The organism is Streptomyces sp. DSM 116795 (assembly GCF_055792905.1).
Map to the genome: position 1 here is coordinate 3,050,778 of NZ_CM147707.1, position 21,699 is coordinate 3,072,476.

The window sequence follows — 21,699 nt, forward strand, 5'->3', positions numbered from 1 at the left end:
CCCGAGCGGGTGGGCAGCGCCGTCCGGGGCGGTCTGCCTACGGCTGACGTCACATAACGGATGCCGCTACATACGGCTGACGTTACGTACGGCTGACGTTACGTTCGTAGACGAGACGGAGACCGATGAGTGTCAGCCACGGCTCGTGCTCGTCGATGGCCGAGGCCTCGCCGAGAACCATGGGCGCCAGGCCGCCGGTGGCGATGACCGTCACGTCGTCCGGGTCGTCGGTGAGCTCGCGGGCGATGCGGTCGACGACTCCGTCGACCTGCCCGGCGAAGCCGTAGAGGATGCCCGACTGCATGGCCTCCACGGTGTTCTTGCCGATGACGCTGCGCGGGCGGGCCAGCTCGATCTTGCGCAGCTGTGCGCCGCGTACGCCGAGGGCGTCCACGGAGATCTCGATGCCGGGGGCGATGACGCCGCCCACGTACTCGCCGCGCGCGGAGACGGCGTCGAAGGTGGTGGCGGTGCCGAAGTCGACGACGACGCACGGGCCGCCGTACAGCTCGACCGCGGCGAGTGCGTTGATGATGCGGTCGGCGCCGACCTCCTTGGGGTTGTCCATGAGGATCGGCACGCCCGTCTTCACGCCCGGCTCGACGAGAACGGCGGGGATGTCGCCGTAGTAGCGCCGGGTCACCTCGCGCAGCTCGTGGAGTACGGACGGGACGGTCGAGCAGATGGCGATGCCCTCGACGCGGTCGCCGAGCTCCTCGCCGAGCAAGGGGTGCATGCCCATCAGGCCCTGCAGGAGCACGGCGAGTTCGTCGGCCGTGCGGCGGGCGTCGGTGGAGATGCGCCAGTGCTCGATGATGTCGTCGCCGTCGAAGAGGCCGAGGACGGTGTGGGTGTTCCCGACGTCGATGGTCAGCAGCATCAGTCATCCACCTCTTCGCGGTTCTCGCCGGAGCCGGCCGCGCCGGCTGTGCCCGCTGTGCCGGCCGTCGCCTCCGCGGCGGCCTCCGTGCCGTGGGTGCCCTCGGTGCCGTGGGTGTCGCGGAGGTCCAGGCCGATGTCGAGGATCGGGGAGGAGTGGGTGAGGGCGCCGACGGCGAGGAAGTCGACGCCGGTCGCGGCGTAGTCCGCGGCGTTCTCCAGGCTGAGGCGCCCGGAGGACTCCAGCTGGGCGCGGCCCGCGACGAGGGCCACGGCGGCAGCCGTCTCGTCCGGGGTGAAGTTGTCGAGCAGGATCAGATCGGCGCCTTCGGCGAGCACCGGCTCGATCTGGTCGAGACGGTCGACCTCGACCTCGACGGGTACGTCGGGGAACTCGGCCCGTACGAGTCTGAACGCCTCGGCGACCCCGCCCGCCGCGACGACGTGGTTGTCCTTGATGAGTGCGGCGTCGGAGAGGGAGAAGCGGTGGTTGGTGCCGCCGCCGCAGCGGACCGCGTACTTCTCCAGGGCGCGCAGGCCGGGCGTCGTCTTGCGGGTGTCGCGTACGCGGGTCTCCGCGTGGGTGCCGGCGTCGGCGGCGGTGGCGGCGCGGGAGAGCTCGTCCGCCCAGCTGCGGGTCACGGTGGCGACGCCGGAGAGGCGGCACAGCAGGTTCAGGGCGCTGCGTTCGGCGGTGAGCAGGTCCCGGGTGCGCGTGCGTACGGTCAGCAGCCGCTGCCCGGCTTCGACGCGGTCTCCGTCCTGTACGTGGCGCTCCACCTCGAACTCGTCGGTGCAGACCACGGAGAGGACGGCCTCGGCGATGTGCAGCCCGGCGACGGTCCCCTCCTCCCGCGCGGTGAAGTCCCCGGAGGAGACGGCGTGTTCGGGAATGGTCGCGACGGTCGTGACGTCGACGCCGTGGTCGAGGTCCTCCTCGATCGCGAGGTGTGCGATGTCCTCGACCTGTACCGGGTCCAGTCCGGCGTCCGCCAGTAGCTGCGCGAGCTCGGGGTCGAGGCCGCAGTCCAGCGGGTCCAGGTCCCAGCCGGCGCCGGGTCCGCCCGCTCCGTCCGCTCCGCCGCTGCCGCAGCCGCACGAGTCGCCGCAGCCGCCGCCCGCCTGCGCCGTCAGGGCCGAGGCGGGCCCGCCGATCTGGAGCAGGGGCACGTCGACGGGCAGGGGGCGACGCTCCTCCGGGGAGTCCGGAAAGGGGCTGGTCACGGCGTCTCCGTAGGGGTTTGTGGTGGCGGGGCCTGAGGCGGGAGGGCGTCCGCGGGCGGCGGGAACACGGTCGGCGGGAACGCGGTCGTCGTGGTCGTACGGACGTCGAGACTACGGCCCGCCATGTGCAGGCCGACGACGAGGTGGCGACGCCAGGAGGCATCGTCCCGGCCGGGGTGGTCCTGGCGCCAGTGACAGCCGCGGGTCTCCTCGCGGCGCAGTGCGGCGGCGACGAGAACGCGGGCGACGAGATGGAGGTTGGCCGTCTCCCAGGTCTCCACGCCGGGGTCGGCCGGCTTGTGCGCCGTGTCCGCGGGGAGCGCGTCGAGGCGGGCGGCGGCCTCGACGAGGCTCGCCGCGGAGCGCAGGACTCCGGCGCCGCCCGTCATGACGCGCTGGATGGCGGCGCGTGCCTCCGCGGGGAGCAGGGGTGTGGCGGCGGGTCCGGGGGCGGTTTCGAGTGCCGGCCCGGCGGCGGGTTCGGGAGCGGGTTCGGGGGCCGGGCCGGGATGCGCGGGCGGGGCCGCCGCGGCACGGCTCGGACCCGGGTCACCCGGGTCACCCGGGTCGCCGCCGCCGGCTCCCCGCTCGACGGCCCCGGCTATCGCCTCCGCGATCCGTTCCGCGAAGACCAGGCCCTCCAGCAGGCTGTTGGACGCGAGCCGGTTCGCGCCGTGCACCCCGGTGCAGGCGACCTCGCCGCACGCGTAGAGGCCCGGCACCGTCGTACGGCCGTGCAGATCGGTGCGTACGCCGCCGCTCGCGTAGTGGGCCGCCGGTGCAACCGGGACGACCTCGGTGACGGGATCGATGCCGTGGCTGCGGCAGGCCGCGAGAATGGTGGGGAAGCGGGACTCCCACATGGCGGCGCCGAAGTGCCGGGCGTCGAGGTACATGTGCTCGGTGCCCGGTTCCGCGCCCGTTTCGGCGGCTCGCCGCATGATCGCCTTGGCGACGATGTCGCGCGGGGCCAGCTCGGCCAGCTCGTGCACGCCTGCCATGAAGCGGACGCCGTCGGCGTCCACGAGGTGGGCTCCCTCGCCGCGCACGGCCTCCGAGATCAGCGGCTGCTGGCCCTCCGCGCCGACACCGAGATAGAGCGCCGTCGGATGGAACTGCACGAACTCCAGGTCGCTGACCTCGGCACCGGCGCGCAGCGCGAGCGCGACGCCGTCGCCCGTGGAGACCGGCGGATTGGTGGTCGCGGAGAAGATCTGGCCCATGCCGCCGGTCGCGAGTACGACCGCGGGTGCGTGCACGGCCCCGACGCCGTCGTGCTGGCCCTCGCCCATGACGTGCAGCGTTACGCCCGCCGCCGCGCCGTCCGCCGTCTTGAGCAGGTCGAGGACGAGGGCGTTCTCGACGGTACGGAGGCCGCCGCCGGCGCTGTGCCCGTCCTCGCCGGAGTGCCCCCGGCCGTCGCTCCCGGCGTGCCCGCCCCGTACGGCGGCGAGGAGCGCGCGGGAGATCTCCGCTCCGGTGGCGTCGCCGCCCGCGTGCGCGATGCGGCGCCTGTGGTGGCCGCCCTCGCGGGTCAGCTCCATCTCACCGGTGCCGGGGTCGGCGTCGAACCGGGCTCCGGTCGCCACGAGACGCCGTACGGCGGCCGGGCCGTCGGTCACGAGCGTACGAACGGCCTCCTCGTCGCAGAGGCCGGCGCCGGCGACGAGGGTGTCGTCGAGGTGCTGCCCGGGGCTGTCGCCCTCGCCGAGTGCGGCGGCGATGCCGCCCTGGGCCCAGCGGGTGGAACCGTCGTCGAGCCGCGCCTTGGTGACGACGACCGTACGGAGACCGGCGGCGTCGCAGCGGAGCGCGGCGGTCAGCCCGGCGACGCCGGAACCGACGACCACGACGTCCGCGTCGATGCGCCAGCCGGGGGCGGGGGCGCGGAGCGGGGCGCTGCCGCGGGCGTACGCACGCTCTGCGGGCCCCGTGTCCTGCCGGTTCTGCGGGTCCTGCGGGTCCTGCGCGTCATGCGGGCTCGCCGTGGGAGGCGGGCCCGCCGGGGGAGGCGTGTACCCGGCGGGCCGCGTGTCCTCCGTGCGCCCCGTCATCGGAGCGATCCGAGCGGGAGCGGAATGTTGTCGATGAGCCGGGTGCCGCCGACGCGGGCGGCGACGGCCAGCACCGCCTCGCCGGGCTGCACGTCCGCCCCCGACTCCCCTGCGCGCTCGGTGAGTTCGGTGAAGTCGGCGGGGTCGATCAGGGCCAGGTAGTCCACGTTCAGGGGCGGTTCGTGCCGGACGGCGGCGTCCAGGACCGTACGCGCCGCGGCCAGTGCGGCGTCCACCCCGTCCGGCAGGGCGTCCCTCGCGGCGAACAACGCCCGGGACAGGGCGAGGGCGCTCTCCCGCTCATCGGGCGAGAGGTAGCGGTTGCGGCTGGAGAGGGCCATGCCGTCGGACTCGCGGACGGTCGGCACGCCGACGATCTCCACGGGGAAGTTGAGATCCGTCACCATCCGCCGGATCAGGGCGAGTTGCTGGGCGTCCTTCTGCCCGTACAGCGAGACGTCCGGCCCCGTGAGGTGCAGCAGCTTCGCGACGACGGTGAGCACTCCGTCGAAGTGCCCCGGCCTGTACGCCCCTTCGAAGCGCTCGCCCATCGGCCCGGCTGCGATGCGGACCTGCGGCCCGGCGGTGCCGGGGGCGGCCCCGGTGCCGGTGCCCGCGCCGGTGCCCGCGCTCTCGGGGTAGACCTCCTCGACGGACGGTGCGAACACCACGTCCGCGCCTGCCTCTTCGGCCACGGCCAGGTCGGCCTCCAGCGTGCGCGGATAGCGGTCGAGGTCCTCGGACGGGCCGAACTGGAGCGGGTTGACGAAGACCGTCACGACGACCTGCCCGGAGGGTCCGACGCGCTCACGGGCGGTGCGGATGAGCGACGCGTGCCCCGCGTGCAGCGCGCCCATCGTCATGACGACGGCACGCCGTCCGGCTGCGTCGCCGCCGAACCCGGCCGCTGTGGCCCGCAGTTCGGCGGACGTACGGACAAGTCGTATGCCCTGGCGGCGAGTTCCGGCGCCGCCACCGTTCGCCTGCGCCCTTGCCGGCGCGGATTTCGCTGCGGTCTCCGCCGTGCCCGGCGCCGCGGCGGCCTGTGCGTTCTCTGCCGTGCCCTTCATCGGCTCCGGCCCCCTTCGGACAGTACGTCGAGGAGTTCCTCGGCGAGTTCGGGCTTGAGGAGACCGTGGTCGATGGCGCGGTCCGCGGTCGCGCGGGCCATCGCGAGATAACTGGCGACCATCCGGGGTGCGTGCTCGCCGAGTTCGGCGAGGTGCGCGGAGACCGTGCCCGCGTCCCCGCGCGCCACGGGGCCCGTCAGGGCGGCGTCGCCGGAGCGCAGGCTGTTGTCGAGCGCGGCCCCGAGCAGCGGGCCGAGCATCTTCTCCGGTGCCTCCACACCGGACTCGCGCAGCAGGTCCATGGACTGCCCGACGAGGGTGACGAGGTGGTTCGCGCCGATCGCCAGCGCCGCGTGGTAGAGCGGACGCGCTTCCTCGGCGATCCACTCGGGTTCCCCGCCCATCTCGATGACGAGTGCCTGAGCGGCGAGCCGCAGCTCCTCGGGAGCGGTCACGCCGAACGCACAGCCCGCCAGGCGCTGTACGTCCACGGGCGTACCCGTGAACGTCATGACCGGATGCAGCGCGAGCGGCAACGCGCCCGCGCGCAGGGCCGGTTCGAGCACGCGAGTCCCGTACCGGCCGGAGGTGTGGGCGATGAGCTGACCCTGGCGTACGGCGCCGGTCGCGGCGAGTCCGGTGATCAGCTCGGGCAGCACGTCGTCCGGCACGGTGAGCAGCACCAGATCGGCGCCGGCCAGTACCTGGGGCGGATCGACGAGCGGCACGCCGGGCAGCAGCTCCGCCGCGCGGCGGCGCGAAGCCTCCGAGACGCCGGACGCGGCGACCGGACGGTGCCCGGCCTGGCGCAGCGCGGCACCGAGCACGGGGCCGACCCGGCCCGTGCCGACGATGCCGACGGAGAGGCGTGCGGGCCGGTCCGACGCCCGGACGTGGCTGGCTTCGCCCGGGCCGGGGGCGTCCGGGGGACGGGCTGGATGCTGATCGTTCACGGCGTTGCGGCCTTCCGTAATCCGTTCCGGTCCTCGCCGGGTACCGGACGTCCTGCGGCCATGCTATTCCTTCGCGTCGGGCGCCAGGGCAGACGGGGCATACGCCCCCCTTCAGGGCCCGCGAGGCACTCTGGCGATACGCGGCGCCGACGGCGAGGATGCCGCTCATGACCGAGTCGGAGCAGGAGGAACGGGCACGGCTGCTGCGGGCGTGGAACGGTGCCGGGCGCGCGCTCGCACCGGTCCCCGGCCGCGAGCCCATCGGCGCACGGTTGGCGCGGCTGGCCGCGGAGGGCGCCGAGGCGTACGACCTCACCGACTGGTCCGACGTGTACGGCAACCCGGACGGCATCGTCGGAGAACTGGAGCGCCGTACGGCCGCCGCCCTCGGCACGGAGGCGGCCGCCTTCTTCCCCACCGGGACGATGGCGCAGCAGGCCGCACTGCGCTGCTGGGCGGACCGCACGGGCAACGGCACCGTCGCCATGCATCCGATGGCGCACCCCGTCCGCTGGGAGCGCGACGCCCTTCGGCAGCTCACCGGGCTGCGGATCGTCCATCCGACGGACGCGCCACGGCTTCCGACCGCCCGTGAAGTGCGGGATCTGGCCGAGCCGTTCGGCACTCTCGCGCTCGAACTGCCCCTGCGCGAGGCCGGGTTCCTGCTGCCGACGTGGGACGAGCTCACCTCGGCGGTCGAAGCGGCGCGGGAGCGGGAGGCGGTGGTGCACTTCGACGGTGCCCGGCTCTGGGAGTGCGCCGCGCATTTCGGCCGCTCGCTCCCCGAGATCGCCTCACTCGCCGACACCGTCTACGTCAGCTTCTACAAGTCACTCGGCGGCCTCTCCGGAGCCGCGCTCGCCGGACCGTCGGCGGTCGTGGAGGAGGCGACGGCGTGGCGTCACCGCTACGGCGGCGCCCTCTTCCAGCAGTGGCCCGCCGCGCTGGCCGCGCTGGTGGGGCTGGACCGTGAACTGCCGCGCCTGCCCGAGTACGTGGCGCACGCCGCCCTCGTCGCGGAGGCGCTGCACGAGGCGCTGGCCGCGTCAGACGTGCCGTGGTGGCTGGTGTGGCCGCGCGTGCCGCACACTCACCAGTTCCAGCTCTGGCTGCCGTACGGCGTACGGGAGTTGACCGAGGCGGGCGCACGGCAGGCGGAGGATACGGGCACGCTGCTCTTCAGACGCTGGTCCGAGCCCGCGGGCGCGCCGCCCGGTCTGTCGATGCACGAGGTGACGGTTGCCGGGCCGGGGCTGTCGTGGTCCGCCGGGGACGTACGGGAGGCCGTCGGCGCCTTCCTCGGCTTCCTGGACGCCAGGCCGGGAGCGGACGCCGGGCCCGGAACGGTGTGAACGCGGCGGGCGGGCCGCCCGTTACTGCGAGCCGGCGCCTCCCGCTCTGACCAGCCGCGTCTCGTATGCGAGGACGACGGCCTGCACACGGTCGCGCAGTTCGAGCTTGGCGAGGATGCGGCCCACGTGGGTCTTCACCGTGGCCTCGGAGAGGACCAGTCCGGCGGCGATCTCACCGTTCGAGAGCCCTTGCGCGACGAGCGTCAGCACCTCACGCTCACGGTCGGTCAGCCGCTCCAGCCCGCGCGAGAGGGGTTCGGGCGTGGTGGCCGGCAGCACGGTCGAGAACCGGTCGATGAGGCGGCGCGTGGTGCTCGGCGCGACGACTGCGTCCCCGCTGTGCACGGCACGGATGGCGGCGAGCAGATCCGCGGGCGGGACGTCCTTGAGCATGAACCCGCTCGCACCGGCCTTGAGCGCGGAGAAGGCGTACTCGTCGAGGTCGAAGGTCGTGAGGATCAGCACCTTCGGCGAACCGGCGCCGCCCTCGCCGCCGGTGCAGATGCGACGGGTGGCCTCGACCCCGTCGACGTTCGGCATCCGCACGTCCATCAGCACGACGTCGACGGCCGTCGAACGCAGCGCGGCCAGCGCCTCGGCGCCGTCACCCGCCTCGGCGACGACCTCCATGTCCTGCTGCGCCGTAAGCACCATGCGGAAGCCGGTGCGCAGCAGCACCTGATCGTCGACGAGCATCACGCGGATCGTCATCGGGAGTCCCTTTCAGGGGCGGTGTGGTCGTGGCGGATTCGTTCAGTGCGCGGCCTTCAACGGCAGGACCGCGCTGATCCGGAAGCCGCCGCCCGGACGTGGCCCGGTCTCCAGACGGCCGCCGACCATGCCGACGCGTTCGCGCATGCCGATGAGTCCGTGGCCGAGGCCGTCGGTGCCGCCGTCCTCGTACACTTCGCGCTCCGCGCCACGGCCGTCGTCCTCGGCGAGCAGCGACAGTTCGTCGGCGTCGTAGCGGAGCCGGACGGTCGCGCCGACCTCCGGGCCGCCGTGCTTGCGTGTGTTCGTCAGCGCCTCCTGCACCACGCGGTACGCCGTCAGTTCGACGCTGCTGGGCAGCGGGCGCGGAGTTCCCTCTATCGAGAAGCTGACCATGAGCCCCGCACCCCTGACCTGCTCCACCAACTCCGAGAGCTGCTCGACACCGGGCTGCGGCAGATACTCGCCGACGGCGTCCCTGCCCTCGCGCCCGTTGCCGCCCGGAGCGCTGCCCGCGGCGCCGCCGCCCTCGCCCGTACGCAGCACGCCCAGCAGGCGGCGCATCTCCGCGAGCGCCTGGCGGCCGGTCCCGGAGATGGTCGTCAGGGCCTGCCTGGCCTGGTCGGGCGCGGAGTCGAGCACGTAGGCCGCGCCGTCGGCCTGAACGACCATGACCGACACGTTGTGTGCGACGACGTCGTGCAACTCGCGTGCTATCCGGGCCCGTTCGGCAGCCGCAGCGATCTTCGTCTGTGCCTCGCGCTCCTTCTCCAGCCGGGTGGCGCGCTCCTCGAGCTGTGCGTAGTAGGCGCGCCGGGTGCGCAGCGAGTCCCCCAGTACCCAGGCCAGGAGGAACGTGACCGTCATGAAGACGTCGCTGAGGATCGCGCCGGTGAGCGACTGGCTCTCGCTCGGCCAGCGCAGCTCGGCGATCGTCGGGGCGACGAGCGCACCGCACAGCGCGAAGCGCGATGCCCAGCGGATGTTCCGGGAGGCCACGGTGAAGACGATCACCAGCATGGCGAAGTTGCTCGGCCCGACGTCGACATGGGTGATGACCTGGGCCACGCCGGTGCCGGTCGCCAGGACCAGCATCTTCTCCGGCACGCGGCGGCGCAGTGCGACCACCGTGCACATGGCCAGGACGATGGGAACCGCGGCTGTCTGCTCCTTGGGGCCCTGTGGCAGGCCTTCCGCGTCGCCGTCCATGCTCGAGATGAGCCATACCGCCGACATCATCAGCAGCAGGACCGCCCACCAGCTGTCCACCCAGGTGGGGTGCCGGCGGATGAAATCGTAAATGCGGTTCACATAACCCAGCGTATTCAGGCCCGGTACGTGCCGGGGTCAGCCCGCGGGCCGATCCCTGAGCGCCCGCATACTCCGCAAGGTGGAGGAAGACCGTCCGCACGGCTCGCCTACCGTGGCCGCGTGAACACAGAGGACGCCGGAACCGAGGGGCCGTGGCTGCCATGGCGGGCAGCCGCCGAGCGTGCGCTGTACGGGAGCGGGGACGGCGAGCGGGAGCGGAACGGGGAGCGGGACGGGGGCGAGGACCGGGACCGGCACGGCCGGGAGACCGGCGGCGGTCCCGGCGGCGGTCCCGGCGGCGGTCCCGGCGGCGGCTTCTTTCTGCGCGAGGCGCCCGCGGCCCACTTCCGTACGTCCGTGCACGCCTCGCCGCTCTTCGCGGTCGCGGTCGCCCGCCTGCTGTGCCACGTCGATGACGCGCTCGGCCGCCCCCGCGAACTCGCCATGGTGGACGTGGGCGCCGGCCGCGGTGAGCTGCTCACCGGCGTACTGGAGGCGCTGCCCACGGACGTCTCCGCACGCGTGCGCCCGTACGCGGTCGAGCGGGCGCCCCGTCCCGACGGGCTGGACGAGCGCGTCGTCTGGTCACACCGGCTGCCCGCACCCGCGGAGCGGGCCGGGCTGCTCTTCGCGAACGAGTGGCTCGACAACGTGCCCCTCGACATCGCCGGGACCGGCCCGGACGGTGTGCCGCGGACCGTGCTGGTACGACCGTCCGACGGGGCGGAGCGGCTCGGCGATCCCGTGCGGGGACCCGACGCCGAGTGGCTCGACCGCTGGTGGCCGCTCGCCCCGGCCGGGTCCGAGTCCGGCTCGGCGCTTGACCAGGTGCCCGGTGCCGACGACGCCGACGGCGGAGCTGCCGGCGGCGGAGCTGCCGGCGGCGGAGCTGCCGGCGGCGGAGCTGCCGGCGGCGGAGCTGCCGACTTCGGAGCTGCCGGCGGCGTCGACGCTGAGGCGGGCGGTCTGCGCGCCGAGATCGGGTCTCCCCGCGACGCGGCGTGGGCCGGGGCCGTGCGCGCCCTCAGCCGCGGTCTCGCCGTCGCCGTCGACTACGCGCACTTCCGCGAGGCCCGCCCGCCCTTCGGCACGCTCACCGGCTACCTCGACGGCCGCGAGGTCCGCCCCGTACCGGACGGCAGCCGGGACCTGACCGCGCACGTCGCGATGGACGCGTGCGCGGCGGCGGGCGCGCGAGCCGCCGCGGCGCGGCAGGATGGGCGCCGCACGGGCGGCGCCGCGGGCTCCGCGCCGCCGGTCCTGCGCTCCCAGCGCGACGCCCTCCACACCCTGGGGATCGACGGCGCCCGTCCCCCGCTCTCGCTGGCGTCAAGCGACCCGGCCGCGTACGTACGGCAGTTGGCGTCCGCCGGGGAGGCCGCGGAGCTGACCGACAAGGCCGGTCTGGGGGCCTTCAGCTGGCTGGTGCAGCCTGTCGGCGGCGTCCCGTCACCCTTCGGCTGACCGGCCCTCGGCCTCCGGCGGACCCGCCGGCGGGCTCTCCTCGTCCACCGGGGCCGGGGACGGGGACGGGGCGTCCGCTGGGGCCGGGGGGCCCGGGGAGGCCGGGGGGTCCGAGGCTGCCGGGGCCTGCGCGGGGGCCGCGGCCTGCCCGTCTCCGGCTCCGCCGCCGCCCGTCATCCAGCGCTCCGGGCCTGCTTCCCGGCGGCCCGTGCGGGAGCGTTCCGCCTGTGCGTGCACCAGGGCCCGCGCCTCCTCGGCGTCTCGCAGCCGGGCGGCGGTCCAGCCGTTCGCACCGTGGTCGACGGCCACGTCCGCGAGGCGCATCCTGCGCTCCCACGGCCCCTGCGCGAAGCGCACGCTCTGCACCTTCGCATGCGGGACGAGCGTGACGCGGCGCCTGATCAGCCCGCTGCGGGTGACGAAGACCGCCTCGGTCGCCCCGTGCCCGTAACCCCGCCACAGCAGCGGCGCGCACCAGCGTGCACGGCGCGGCACCGGAGCGGCGGCACCGGCCGCGCTCGCGAGATCCACGCCCGGCAGCACACGGGCCAGGACGACGGCCGCGTCGCCGCGCGGTGCGACCGGGATCAGCACCCCGCCCTTGTCCTTCCCCGCGCCGGCGATCTGCAGTTCGACGCGCACCCAGCCGCGGCGCCGCCACAGCAGCGGCTCGGTGATCCGTACGGACTGCACACGCCCCGGCGGCACAGTGGCGTGCTCGCGGTCCAGCAGGCCGTGATCGAGGCGGAGACCGTCCGGCGACTCGGCCACCGTCCAGTCGTACTCCTTGAGGAAGCGCCCTCCGGTGCTCGCCCAGACCCCGCCCAGGGCCGGCACGAGAGCGGCGAGGGCGCCCAGCACGCTGTCGCTGGCGAAGTAGACGACGGTGGGGACGAGGAGCGTCGCGAGGAGCGCGCCCCAGCCCGTTCCCATGAGCAGCAGGCCCGTGACGAGCGTGCGCGTACCGACGCGCAGCAGTTCCCGGGAAGGAGCCTCCCCCGCCTCCGGTGCGGCTTCGGGGGCGATCCCGGCGGCGCGGGCGAGGAGTTCGGCGCGCAGCGCGACGGCCTCGCGCTCGCCGAGGAAGGCCAGTTCGTCCTTGGCCTCGGTGCCGACGACGTCCAGCTTGAGCTTGGCGACCCCGGCGACGCGGGCGAGCAGCGGCCTGCCCACGTCCACTGCCTGTACGCGGTCCAGCCGGATGTGGGCGGTGCGCCGGAAGACGAGGCCCGTACGGATGCGCAGCTCGGTGTCGGTGACCAGGTAGCTGGTGAACCACCAGGAGAAGAACCCGTAGGCCGCCGCCACCGGCAGCAGCACGCCGAAGGCGGCGATCAGCCAGCCCGTCGTGAGATGTGTGAACCATTCGCGGGTGCGCTCGAAGTCGTGCACCGAGAAGGCGACCAAGCCGGCGACCGGGGCCCATGCGCGGCGCCACGGGGTGACGGGGTGCAGCCGCTTGCCCTCCGGACGGCCGGGCAGCGGTGCCCCGGTGCCGGTACCCGCAGCGGTGCCGGTGCCGGTCCTGGGATCGGTGCCGGTGCTGGTATCGGTGCCGGAGCCCGAGCCGGTGCCGGACTGTGCCGCCCGTGCGGTGCCTTCCCGCACGGCCGCCCCGTTGTCCGCGGTCTCTCCCTGCCCCTCGCTCACAGCTCCGTACCCACCGCCCGGCTCACAGCCCCGCCGACCTGGCGCCGCCGAGTTCCGTGAGCCTGTCGCGCAGGCGTTCCGCCTCGTCCGGTGCGAGCCCGGGGATCGTGGCGTCGGTCGTCGCGGCGGCGGTGTGCAGCTGGACGCGGGCGAGGCCGTAACGCCGCTCCAGCGGTCCGGAGGTGACCTCGACGAGCTGCATGCGCCCGTACGGCACCACCGTCAGCTGACGCCAGAGCACCCCGCGGCTGATGAGCAGGTCGTCGGCGCGCTCCGCGTACCGCCACGAGCGCCAGTTGCGCCCCAGCGCGCCCCAGCCCCATGCCACGGCGGCGAGCGGCAGCAGCGCGAACACGGCCCAGACGGGCCCGGCGGTCAGCCAGAGCAGCAGCGCGGTGACGGCGGCGAGCGGCAGCAGCGTGCAGACCAGCACGAGCCGGCGCACCCGCAGCAGCGCACGCTCGACGCCGTTCCAGCGTCCGTCCGGCGCGGGTACGTCCCCGGCGGCGGCGGTCCCTGCGATCTCCGAGCCGCCCTCGCTCTCGGCTGTCTCCGCGCTTCCGAGGCTTCCGGCGCTCTTCCCGGCGTCGGCCCTGCCCGTCCCCCTCGTCATGCGGCCACCCTACGGCCGGTGACGTGCGGCCGGGCAGGCTCCGGGAGATACACCGCCGCCGGTGGCCGCCGCGCGAACGGGTGCGAGACTGAGCCCATGAGTCAGCGGACGATGACGGACGGCACCGACGCGACGCCGGACGGCCCGGGGAAGCAGACCACGGTCGGCGTCGGCGGCGCGGCGGAGAGCTCCGACATGGTGCTCAACATCGGCCCTCAGCACCCCTCCACGCATGGGGTGCTGCGGCTGCGGCTCGTTCTGGACGGGGAACTGATCAGCGAGGTCGAGCCCGTCGTGGGCTACATGCACCGGGGCGCGGAGAAGCTCTTCGAGGCCCGCGACTACCGGCAGATCATCGTCCTCGCCAACCGTCACGACTGGCTGTCCGCCTTCTCCAGCGAACTCGGTGTCGTACTGGCCGTGGAGCGCATGCTGGGCATGGAGGTCCCCGAGCGCGCCGTGTGGACACGGACGCTGCTCGCCGAACTCAACCGCGTCCTCAACCACTTGATGTTCCTCGGCTCCTACCCGCTGGAACTGGGCGGCATCACGCCCGTCTTCCACGCGTTCCGCGAACGCGAGGAACTGCAGCATGTGATGGAGGAGGTCTCCGGCGGCCGGATGCACTACATGTTCAACCGGGTCGGCGGCCTGAAGGAGGACCTTCCGGCCGGCTGGCAGCGCCGTGCCAGGAATGCGGTCGCCGCCGTACGGTCGCGAATGGACACCTTCGACCGCCTGGTGACAGGGAACGAGATCTTCCGCGGGCGTACGCGCGGCGTCGGCGTCCTCGATCCGGCGACCGTTCACGCGTACGGGGTCAGCGGCCCCATCGCCCGCGCCTCGGGGGTGGACTTCGACCTCCGCCGCGACGAGCCGTACCTGGCGTACGGAGAACTGCAGGACACCCTCAAGGTCGTAACGCGCACCGACGGCGACTGCCTCGCCCGTTTCGAAGTGCTGCTGGAACAGGCGCACAACTCCCTCGACCTGGCCGACGCCTGCCTCGACCGGCTCGCCGGACTGCCGCCCGGGCCCGTCAACCAGCGGCTGCCGAAGGTGCTCAAGGCGCCGGAGGGCGCGACGTACGCCTGGACGGAGAACCCGCTCGGGCTCAACGGCTACTACCTCGTCTCCAAGGGAGAGAAGACGCCGTACCGGCTGAAGCTCCGCTCGGCCTCGTTCAACAACATCCAGGCGCTGACGGAACTGCTCCCGGGAACGCTCGTCGCCGACATGGTGGCGATCCTCGGGTCGTTCTTCTTCGTGGTCGGCGACATCGACAAGTAGTGCGCGGCGGGTGCGTGCGCGTGCGTGCGTTGGGCGCCCGGGGCGCGCCACGTCCGGACGGGTCGAGGACCGTGCCGAGCCTGCGGCTCAGCCGGCGTTGCGCATCCCGGAGTCGGACTTCGGCTTGGAGCCCGTCGACGTCGACGCACGGGGCTTGGGAGCGGAGGGCCCGGACTTCGGCCCGGATTTCGCCTCCGGCTCGGGGTCGGACTCCGCCCCGGAGTCCGACCCGGTCTCGGAATTCGGCCCGGGCTCGGGCTTGGATCCGGGCTCGGGCTTGGATCCGGGCTCGGGCTTGGACCCGGCCTCGGGCTTGAACCCGGCCTCGGGCTTCGACTCCGGCTCGGGCTTCGACCCCGTCCCGGAATTCGGCTCCTTTTCGGACTTCGGCCCGGTCTCGGGCTTGGTTCCGGCCTCGGCCTTGGTTCCGGCCTCGGGCTTCGGCTCGGCCTCCGGCTTCGACTCCGTCCCGGGCTTTGATCCCGTCTCCGGCTTGGATCCGGCCTGGGGCTTCGATCCCGTCTCGGGCTTCGGCTCCGTCTCGGACTCCGGTTCCGGCTCGGACTTCGACTCCGGCTCAGCGCTCTTCTCCGGCTGCGGCCTCTTGTCGGCAGACGGAGCCGGTTCCCGCTTGCCGGCGGACGGATCGCCTTCCGGCTTCGCGGCCGGATCGGGCTTCGCGGCCGGATCCGGCTTTCCACCGGCCAGGGGATCGGGCTTCTGCTCCGGCTTTTGCTCGGGCTTGTTCTCCGCCCCGGGCTTCGGTCCGGCGGCCGCTTCGGCCTTCTCGGCCGGGCCGTCCCCGTCCCGCTCCCTCTTGACGGGTTCTTTCTCGTTGCCCGGCTTCGCTGCCTCACCGGGCTTCTTCAAGTCCGCGGGAACGGTCTGCCCTGCGGGCTTGCCGGTCTCCGAACGGGCTTCGCGCCCGGGCGGCTTGGAGCCACCCGAGGACGGGGAATCCGTAACCGGACCACCCCGGGTCGCGACATCGGGCCCGGACGCCCCCACCACGGGCTCCGACGCCGACGGCTCTTGCTGCGCGGCCTCGTCACGCTTGGCATGTCTGCCCGACGGGGCCTGGGCCGTTGTCGCCGGTCCTGTGCCGGAACGGGTCCCCGGCTCCTCCCGTCCGGGGCTCGTCCGTGCAGCCGAAGGCCCGGAACTCGCCCTCGCGGTCGGGTCCTTGGGCTTCTCCGACTCCTTGGACCTCTCCGACTCCTTGGACTTCTCGGGCTCCTTGGGCGCTTCCGTCACGGAGTCCTTACGGTTCGCCGACCCGGCGGGCGGTGAAGGCGGCTTGTCCGAACCGTGCCGGGTGTCCCGGCCGTTCACCGCGGACCGCGTGCCTTCGTCCGTACCCGGCGCCTCTGCCTTCGCGGCACCTTCTGCCTGAGCGGCGGCATCGACGCCGTCCTCGGCGTTCACAGCACCCTCGGCGGTCGCAGCACCCTCAGCCGCCTCCCGGGGCTCCCGCGCTTCACCCGCCTCACGCGCCTCGCGCCGCTCGAACAGCTCGGCCGCCTCCCGGGGCTCACGCGCCCTGGACGGTACGGACGACGCCGTCGCCGCGGCATGAGGGGCCGGCAGCCGCTTCGCGCGCCGCTTCGGCTTACCCGTGCTCCCCGTACCGAAGAAGTCGAACTTTCCGCTCTCCGCCTCGACAGGACGGCGCTCCTCAACCGGCGCGGGCCCCTGCTTGTGCAGTGCCGCCTGCCGTACGGCCTCCCGCTCCTGTTCGCGCAGCTCGCGCTCCCTGCGGAGGGCCTCCTCCCGTTCCCGCTCCTCGAGCTCCTGCTCCTCGCGCTCCCGCTCTTCGCGCTCCTGCTTCCGTGCGAGGTTGCGGCTGAGGTTCCGCAGCGCCTCGTTCGCCTGCAGATACGTCAGCGGAGTCGGTGCGCCCGACGGCTGACGGTGGTCGGTCGCCGCCGCCGTGAGGGCCTTCGTCGGCTCGCCGGACTCCAGTTCCAGCTGCCGGCGCCCCTCCAGCGCGCTCGCCCGCTCGGTCTCGGCATGTGCGTACCGGCGGAGCAGGTCCGCGTGTTCGCTGCGCAGCCGGGCAAGCTCCGAGCGCTTGTCCCGCAGCCGGCCCCGCGTCTTCTCGCGCGCCTGGCGGAACTCCTCGAGCTCGCTTTCCAGTTCGGCCTGCCGCTCCTCGGCCCGCCACTCCGTGCTCGCCTGCTTGGCCTTCAGTTCGCCGACGCGTTTGCCCGCCGCCCGGTCCCACGCCCGCAGCAGTACGGCACCGGTCACGGCGGCCGCTGCGGCAGCGGCAGAACAGACGCGAAGGAGCACCGTGTCCGTGTCACCGACACCGGCTTCACCGAACAGCCAGGCGCCTCCCGCGCAGAGCAGCGCGGCCACTGTGACGGTTGCCGGGGCGAGGGCCCGGTGCAGTGGCTGCGAATGGCGATGACGTCCACGAGGCATGGCCTGGAATGTACCTTGCAAGACTCCGGTCAGGCACCGGACAAGGGGCATTGTTACGCCGCCACAACCCGGTGCTGTCCTCTTTCGCCTCGGCTGTCCCCTTCTGGAATTCCTCGCTCCGGGCGTCCGGGCGGCGTCGTCCGAAGGCCCCCGGAAGGCGCGTCAGAGCAGGTTCTTCGCCTTCAGGTACTCCTCGGCGACGTCCTTCGGCTTCTGCCGCTCGGCGTCCACCTTCCTGTTGAGGTCGGCGAGGTCCTTGGTGGTGAGAACCTTGGTCAGCTTCTCCAGAGCCGCGGCCACGTTCTTACCGCCCGCCTTCTTCGCGTTCACGACCGGCAGCACGTTGTCGGCGTTCTGCAGGCCCTTGTCGTCCTCCAGGAGCACGAGTCCGAAGTCCTTGAGGGTGGCGTCGGTCGTGGTCGTCAGCACCATCTGGTCGGTGCCGTCCTTGACGGCCTCCTTCGCCTGGGTCGTCCCGACGCCCTTGGGGTCGATGCCGGTGATGTCGATGCCGTAGGACTTCTCCAGGCCGGGGCGGCAGAAGGGCCGCTCCTCGCACTCGTCGCTCGCCGCGAGCTTGACCTTCTCACCCGAGTCACCCAGATCCGAGAGGGTCTTGAGCTTGTGCTTCTTCGCGAACTTCTCGGTGACCGCGAACGCGTTCTGGTCGACGGCCTCTCCGGCGGGCAGCACCTTCAGGCCGCGGGGCTTCGCGAGCTTCTCCAGCGCGGTGACCGTCTCGTCGACGTCGTTGGAGGCGACGGGCTTCGCGTCCGGCCCCTTCTCCTTGGCGTTCAGGGACTCGGCGAGCGTCGCCGCGTACTCCGGTACGACGTCGATCTCGCCCTTCTCCAGGGCGGGTTCGTACAGCTCGCGGTTCTTCAGCTTGCTGATCGAGGTGCTGTAGCCGGCCTTGGCCAGCAGCTTCGAGTAGAGCTCGGCCATGATCTGCGACTCGGTGAACCCGGCCGAGCCGACGACGAGTTCGCCCTTGGAACCGCCGTCCGCCGAGCCGCCGCCCTCCTTCTCCAGGCTGTTGCCGCCACACGCGGTCAGGCCGGTGGCCAGCACGGCCACCGCGCCGCCGGCGGCCAGCAGGGTGCGCGTCCTACGAGGGCCCGCGGGGCTCAAGGGGCTCCGGCGGTTCCGGTCTGCTGCCTCATTCATCATGTCCACCGTTCGTTCAGGGGTACGGAGTACGGGGTCACCCGAGGCGTCGGAACCCCAGGCCGGCCAAGTCGTAGTCATCGGTAAGCGGTAAGCGGCAACGGTCGGAGACAGGGCGGGTAAGCGGTAGGCGGTCAGGACGTCGACTGCGCGGGAATCACCTTTTCATCGAAGCCCCGGGGCGTCGAAGGGGAATGCGGCCCCCACCCCCCGTCCCCGGACCGGCGCGGTTCACCGGAGCTCCCGGACCTCCCGGCCCGCGGCTTCCCGCTCCCGCGGCGGCCCCGCATCGGGTCCAGCAGCCGCTCGGCGACGACGAGCACCCCCTCCACGAGCAGCGCGAGCGCCGCGACCAGCGCGGCGCCGGCGACCACCTGCGGAGTGTCGTACGTCCCGAATCCGGCGGTGATGATCCGCCCGAGCCCGCCCCCTCCCGGCAGCGCGGCGAGCGTCGCGGTCGCCACGACCTGCACGGCGGCCGACCGCACACCCGTCATGATCAGCGGGAAGGCCAGAGGTACTTCGACGCGGCCCAGCAGCTGCCACCCGGACATGCCCATTCCGCGGGCCGCCTCCACCACGTCACGGTCCGCCTCGCGCATCCCGACGTACGCGTTGGTCAGCAGCGGCGGCATCGCGAAGAGCACCAGCGCGACGATCGTCGGAACGTCGCCGTACTTGCCGAGGGGACTCAGCGTCAGCAGCACCAGCACGGCGAAGGTCGGCACCGCGCGGCCGACGTTGGAGATGTTCACGGCGAGCGCGCCGCCCCTGCCCACATGCCCGAGCCACAGGGCGACGGGCAGCGCGACGGCGCAGGCGATGCCGAGACAGACCACGGTCAGGTAGAGGTGCTCGGTGAGCCGGTGCGTCACGCCGTCGCCGCCCGCCCAGTTGGCGCCCGTCGTCAGCCACGTCCATGCGTCCACGAAGAAGCCCACGGTCACGCCCCCTTGCCGGCCGGCTCCGGCGCCACACGGACACGGCCGGCCGCGCCGTCCGCTCCGTCCCCGCGTGCGCCGCCCCCATCGCCCGCGCCGGTCGCGGTCTCCGCACCGTCCGATCCGCCGGTACGCCCGAGGCCCCGCCCTCGCCTGCCCGTACGGGCCCACGGGGTCAGCAGCCGCTGCAGCCCCAGCAGCAGCGCGTCGGCGAGCACCGCCAGCAGCACGCAGATGACCGACGCGGTCAGCACCTGCGCCCTGAAGAAGCTGTCCATGCCGTCGTAGATGAGGTTGCCGAGACCGCCGAACCCGACGATCGCCCCGACAGTCGTCAGCGCCACCGCCGAAACCGTCGCGATGCGCACACCGGCCATCAACGCGGGCAGCGCAAGCGGCATCTCCACCCCGAAGAGCAGCCGGTACGGGCCGTATCCCATGCCGCGCGCCGCCTCACGGGACTCCTCGGGGACGGATTCCAGACCGGCCAGGATGTTCCGTACGAGCACGGTGAGCGAATAGAGCACCAGCCCCGTCACGACGACCGCCGCGCCCACCCCGAACAGGGGGAGCAGCAGCGCGTACATCGCCAGCGACGGAACCGTGTAGAGGACCGTGGTCAGCCCCAGCACGGGCCCGTGGGCGCGCTGCCAGCGGCGGGCGGCGAGCGCGAGCGGGAAGGCGACCAGCAGCGCCAGCAGCACCGAAGCGACGGTGATCCCGACATGCTCGACGGTGGCGTCGGTCAGCTCCTGGCCGCGTGTACGCACGTACTCGGCGCAGATCCAGTCGTTCGCGGAGAGGCAGTCGCCCCCCTGCTCCGCGGCAGCTCGGGCGAGGACCGCCGCGTGCCCGGTCCCGTTCAATCCGCTCACCCCGCTCAACACACTCATCCGCTCACCCCGCTCGCTCTGCCCGCCGCAGACCGCTCACGCCCGGCACCTCCGGCCCTCCGGCAGGGGCGCCTCCGTGCGCCCGTAAGCATGCCGGGAGACCTTACAGTCCGCTACCGACAGCCGCTTCGAACTGCCACACTCCTGCAACACACACTTCATACAGGCCCCGGAAGAATGCGCGGACGGGGTCCGCGACCGGACCCGCGACCGCATCCCGCGCCCGAGCCGAGCGATGAGAATGAGAAGATGATCCGCTTCGAGAACGTCACAAAGCGCTACCCGGACCGCACGACCGCCGTGCACGAGCTGTCGCTGGAGGTGGCGCGAGGCGAGCTCGTCACCCTCGTCGGGCCGTCCGGCTGCGGCAAGACGACGACGATGAAGATGGTCAACAGGCTCATCGAACCGACCTCGGGGCGGATCCTGCTCGACGGCGAGGACATCTCCGCCGTCGACCCGGTCGAACTCCGCCGCCGCATCGGCTACGTCATCCAGCAGGTGGGTCTCTTCCCGCACAAGACGGTGCTCGACAACACCGCCACCGTCCCCTTCCTGCTGGGCTGGTCCAAGACCGAGCGCCGCAAGCGCGCGGCCGAGCTGCTGGACCTGGTGGGCCTCGACCCCGCCCGCTACGGCGACCGCTACCCGGACCAGCTCAGCGGCGGCCAGCGGCAACGCGTCGGCGTCGCGCGTGCGCTCGCGGCGGACCCGCCGGTGCTGCTCATGGACGAACCGTTCGGCGCCGTCGACCCGGTCGTGCGCGAGCATCTGCAGAACGAGTTCCTGAAGCTCCAGTCCACGCTGCACAAGACGGTGCTCTTCGTCACGCACGACATCGAGGAGGCCGTCCGGCTCGGCGACCGCATCGCGGTGTACGGGGACGGCCGCATCGAGCAGTTCGACCCTCCGGCGAAGGTGCTGGGCGCACCGGCCACCCCGTACGTCGCGGACTTCGTGGGCGCCGACCGCGGACTGAAGCGGCTGTCGGTGACCCCTATCGAGCGCGGCGACCTGGAGGAGCCGCCGGTCGTCCATCTGGACGACCCGATCGACAAGGCCCGCACCCGCATGCGCAGCGAAGGCGCACGCTGGGCCGTGGTGCTGGACGACGCGGACGAACTGCACGGATGGCTCGCGGCCGACGCGCTGGACGGCGGCAAGGCCGCGGAGAGCGCTGCGACTGTCGCGGACCGAGCTACCGTCGCGGACCACGCGCGCCGCATGGAGGCCTGGCTGCCGCTGGGTTCGCCCCTCAAGCAGGCCTTCAGCAGCATGCTCCAGCACGACGCCGGCTGGATCGCGGTGCTGGACGACGCGGACCGCTTCGTCGGCGTACTGACGCCGGGCAGCCTGCACGAGGCGCTGCGCCGCTCCATCGACGCGGACGAGCGTGAAGTACGCCGCGAAGAGGTGGAGCTGGAGACGATCGGCGACGCATGAGCACCACGGCCGGGGACGCGGCCTGAGAGGCATGGGCATCACGGCCGGGAGGCACTTCCGGAGAGGCGTGAGCACGCCGTACGCCGGGAGTTCCGGTGGCCCGTCCGTCCACCCGGCAGCATGCGGACGCAAGTTGACCGCCCGGGGGTCTCGTGCTGTACTCCACCGCATGAACGGCACCGCGTTGCACCCCTGGCGGAGGGTCCACCTGGACCTGCTCCGCTACGTGGGCTGCCTGTGTCGTCCGTCCTGCTGAT

The 21,699-nt window shown here is 73.1% G+C and carries 17 protein-coding genes; 4 read left to right on the top strand and 13 right to left on the bottom strand.

The genetic code is table 11. The features are described 5' to 3' along the window. Window positions 1-82: 82 nt before the first annotated feature. From ACSMXX_RS13090 to ACSMXX_RS13110, 5 genes are read right to left on the bottom strand one after another with little or no spacing between them, the layout of a single operon-like run. Window positions 83-880 carry a type III pantothenate kinase gene (locus ACSMXX_RS13090; protein ID WP_473184198.1) on the bottom strand — a complete coding sequence of 266 codons (798 nt, stop codon included), beginning with the start codon at window positions 878-880 and terminating at the stop codon, window positions 83-85. Continuing rightward, a complete protein-coding gene (gene nadC / locus ACSMXX_RS13095; protein ID WP_473184199.1) occupies window positions 880-2,103 on the bottom strand; it encodes a carboxylating nicotinate-nucleotide diphosphorylase in 1,224 nt (407 codons plus the stop codon). The genes ACSMXX_RS13090 and nadC overlap by 1 nt, the downstream gene beginning before the upstream one ends. Continuing rightward, entirely contained in the window at window positions 2,100-4,157 is a 2,058-nt protein-coding gene (locus ACSMXX_RS13100) for an L-aspartate oxidase (protein ID WP_473184200.1), read from the bottom strand. Before ACSMXX_RS13100 ends, nadC begins: the two co-directional genes overlap by 4 nt. Then, window positions 4,154-5,227, bottom strand: coding sequence for a pantoate--beta-alanine ligase (gene panC / locus ACSMXX_RS13105; RefSeq protein ID WP_473184201.1), 1,074 nt, complete (start codon window positions 5,225-5,227; stop codon window positions 4,154-4,156). Before panC ends, ACSMXX_RS13100 begins: the two co-directional genes overlap by 4 nt. After that, entirely contained in the window at window positions 5,224-6,180 is a 957-nt protein-coding gene (locus tag ACSMXX_RS13110) for a Rossmann-like and DUF2520 domain-containing protein (RefSeq protein WP_473184202.1), read from the bottom strand. The genes panC and ACSMXX_RS13110 overlap by 4 nt, the downstream gene beginning before the upstream one ends. Window positions 6,181-6,347: 167 nt before the next feature. Here ACSMXX_RS13110 and ACSMXX_RS13115 point away from each other — a divergent pair, with 167 nt between their 5' ends. Further along, window positions 6,348-7,532, top strand: a complete 1,185-nt coding sequence (locus ACSMXX_RS13115) for a threonine aldolase family protein (RefSeq protein ID WP_473184203.1) — start codon at window positions 6,348-6,350, stop codon at window positions 7,530-7,532. Between the two features lie 21 nt (window positions 7,533-7,553). Here the strand turns inward: ACSMXX_RS13115 and ACSMXX_RS13120 are convergent, their stop codons facing one another. Both ACSMXX_RS13120 and ACSMXX_RS13125 read right to left on the bottom strand, forming a co-directional pair. Further along, a complete protein-coding gene (locus ACSMXX_RS13120) occupies window positions 7,554-8,243 on the bottom strand; it encodes a response regulator (protein ID WP_473184204.1) in 690 nt (229 codons plus the stop codon). 42 nt (window positions 8,244-8,285) lie between these two features. Next, on the bottom strand, window positions 8,286-9,554 hold the full coding sequence (locus tag ACSMXX_RS13125) for a sensor histidine kinase (protein WP_473184205.1): 1,269 nt from the start codon (window positions 9,552-9,554) through the stop codon (window positions 8,286-8,288). A 321-nt stretch (window positions 9,555-9,875) separates the two neighbouring features. Between ACSMXX_RS13125 and ACSMXX_RS13130 the strand changes: the two genes are divergently transcribed. Beyond that, window positions 9,876-11,018 carry an SAM-dependent methyltransferase gene (locus tag ACSMXX_RS13130; RefSeq protein ID WP_473184761.1) on the top strand — a complete coding sequence of 381 codons (1,143 nt, stop codon included), beginning with the start codon at window positions 9,876-9,878 and terminating at the stop codon, window positions 11,016-11,018. Here ACSMXX_RS13130 and ACSMXX_RS13135 read toward each other — a convergent pair. Both ACSMXX_RS13135 and ACSMXX_RS13140 read right to left on the bottom strand, forming a co-directional pair. Beyond that, window positions 11,004-12,668 (bottom strand): PH domain-containing protein, encoded by a 1,665-nt coding sequence (locus tag ACSMXX_RS13135; RefSeq protein WP_473184206.1) that lies wholly within the window; start codon window positions 12,666-12,668, stop codon window positions 11,004-11,006. The two genes, ACSMXX_RS13130 and ACSMXX_RS13135, sit on opposite strands and share 15 nt — an antisense overlap. 22 nt (window positions 12,669-12,690) lie before the next feature. Next, a complete protein-coding gene (locus tag ACSMXX_RS13140; RefSeq protein WP_473184207.1) occupies window positions 12,691-13,281 on the bottom strand; it encodes a PH domain-containing protein in 591 nt (196 codons plus the stop codon). Window positions 13,282-13,377: 96 nt separating this feature from the next. Here ACSMXX_RS13140 and ACSMXX_RS13145 point away from each other — a divergent pair, with 96 nt between their 5' ends. After that, entirely contained in the window at window positions 13,378-14,571 is a 1,194-nt protein-coding gene (locus ACSMXX_RS13145) for an NADH-quinone oxidoreductase subunit D (RefSeq protein WP_473184208.1), read from the top strand. Window positions 14,572-14,658: 87 nt separating this feature from the next. On the opposite strand, the gene ACSMXX_RS13150 is transcribed toward ACSMXX_RS13145, so the two are convergent. The 4 genes from ACSMXX_RS13150 to ACSMXX_RS13165 all read right to left on the bottom strand — a co-directional run bounded on the left by ACSMXX_RS13150 (window position 14,659) and on the right by ACSMXX_RS13165 (window position 19,972). Next, window positions 14,659-16,998: a hypothetical protein gene (locus ACSMXX_RS13150; protein WP_473184209.1), complete on the bottom strand. Its 2,340-nt coding sequence runs from the start codon at window positions 16,996-16,998 to the stop codon at window positions 14,659-14,661. Window positions 16,999-17,160: 162 nt separating this feature from the next. Further along, the gene (locus ACSMXX_RS13155) at window positions 17,161-18,165 is read right to left on the bottom strand and encodes an ABC transporter substrate-binding protein (protein ID WP_473184762.1); all 1,005 of its coding nucleotides are present in this window, start codon (window positions 18,163-18,165) and stop codon (window positions 17,161-17,163) included. A 134-nt stretch (window positions 18,166-18,299) separates the two neighbouring features. Beyond that, on the bottom strand, window positions 18,300-19,106 hold the full coding sequence (locus ACSMXX_RS13160) for an ABC transporter permease (protein ID WP_473184763.1): 807 nt from the start codon (window positions 19,104-19,106) through the stop codon (window positions 18,300-18,302). A 2-nt stretch (window positions 19,107-19,108) separates the two neighbouring features. After that, window positions 19,109-19,972: an ABC transporter permease gene (locus ACSMXX_RS13165; protein ID WP_473184764.1), complete on the bottom strand. Its 864-nt coding sequence runs from the start codon at window positions 19,970-19,972 to the stop codon at window positions 19,109-19,111. A gap of 276 nt (window positions 19,973-20,248) precedes the next feature. On the opposite strand from ACSMXX_RS13165, the gene ACSMXX_RS13170 reads away from it, so the two are divergent. Continuing rightward, window positions 20,249-21,442 (top strand): ABC transporter ATP-binding protein, encoded by a 1,194-nt coding sequence (locus ACSMXX_RS13170; RefSeq protein WP_473184210.1) that lies wholly within the window; start codon window positions 20,249-20,251, stop codon window positions 21,440-21,442. The last annotated feature ends 257 nt before the right edge of the window (window positions 21,443-21,699 follow it).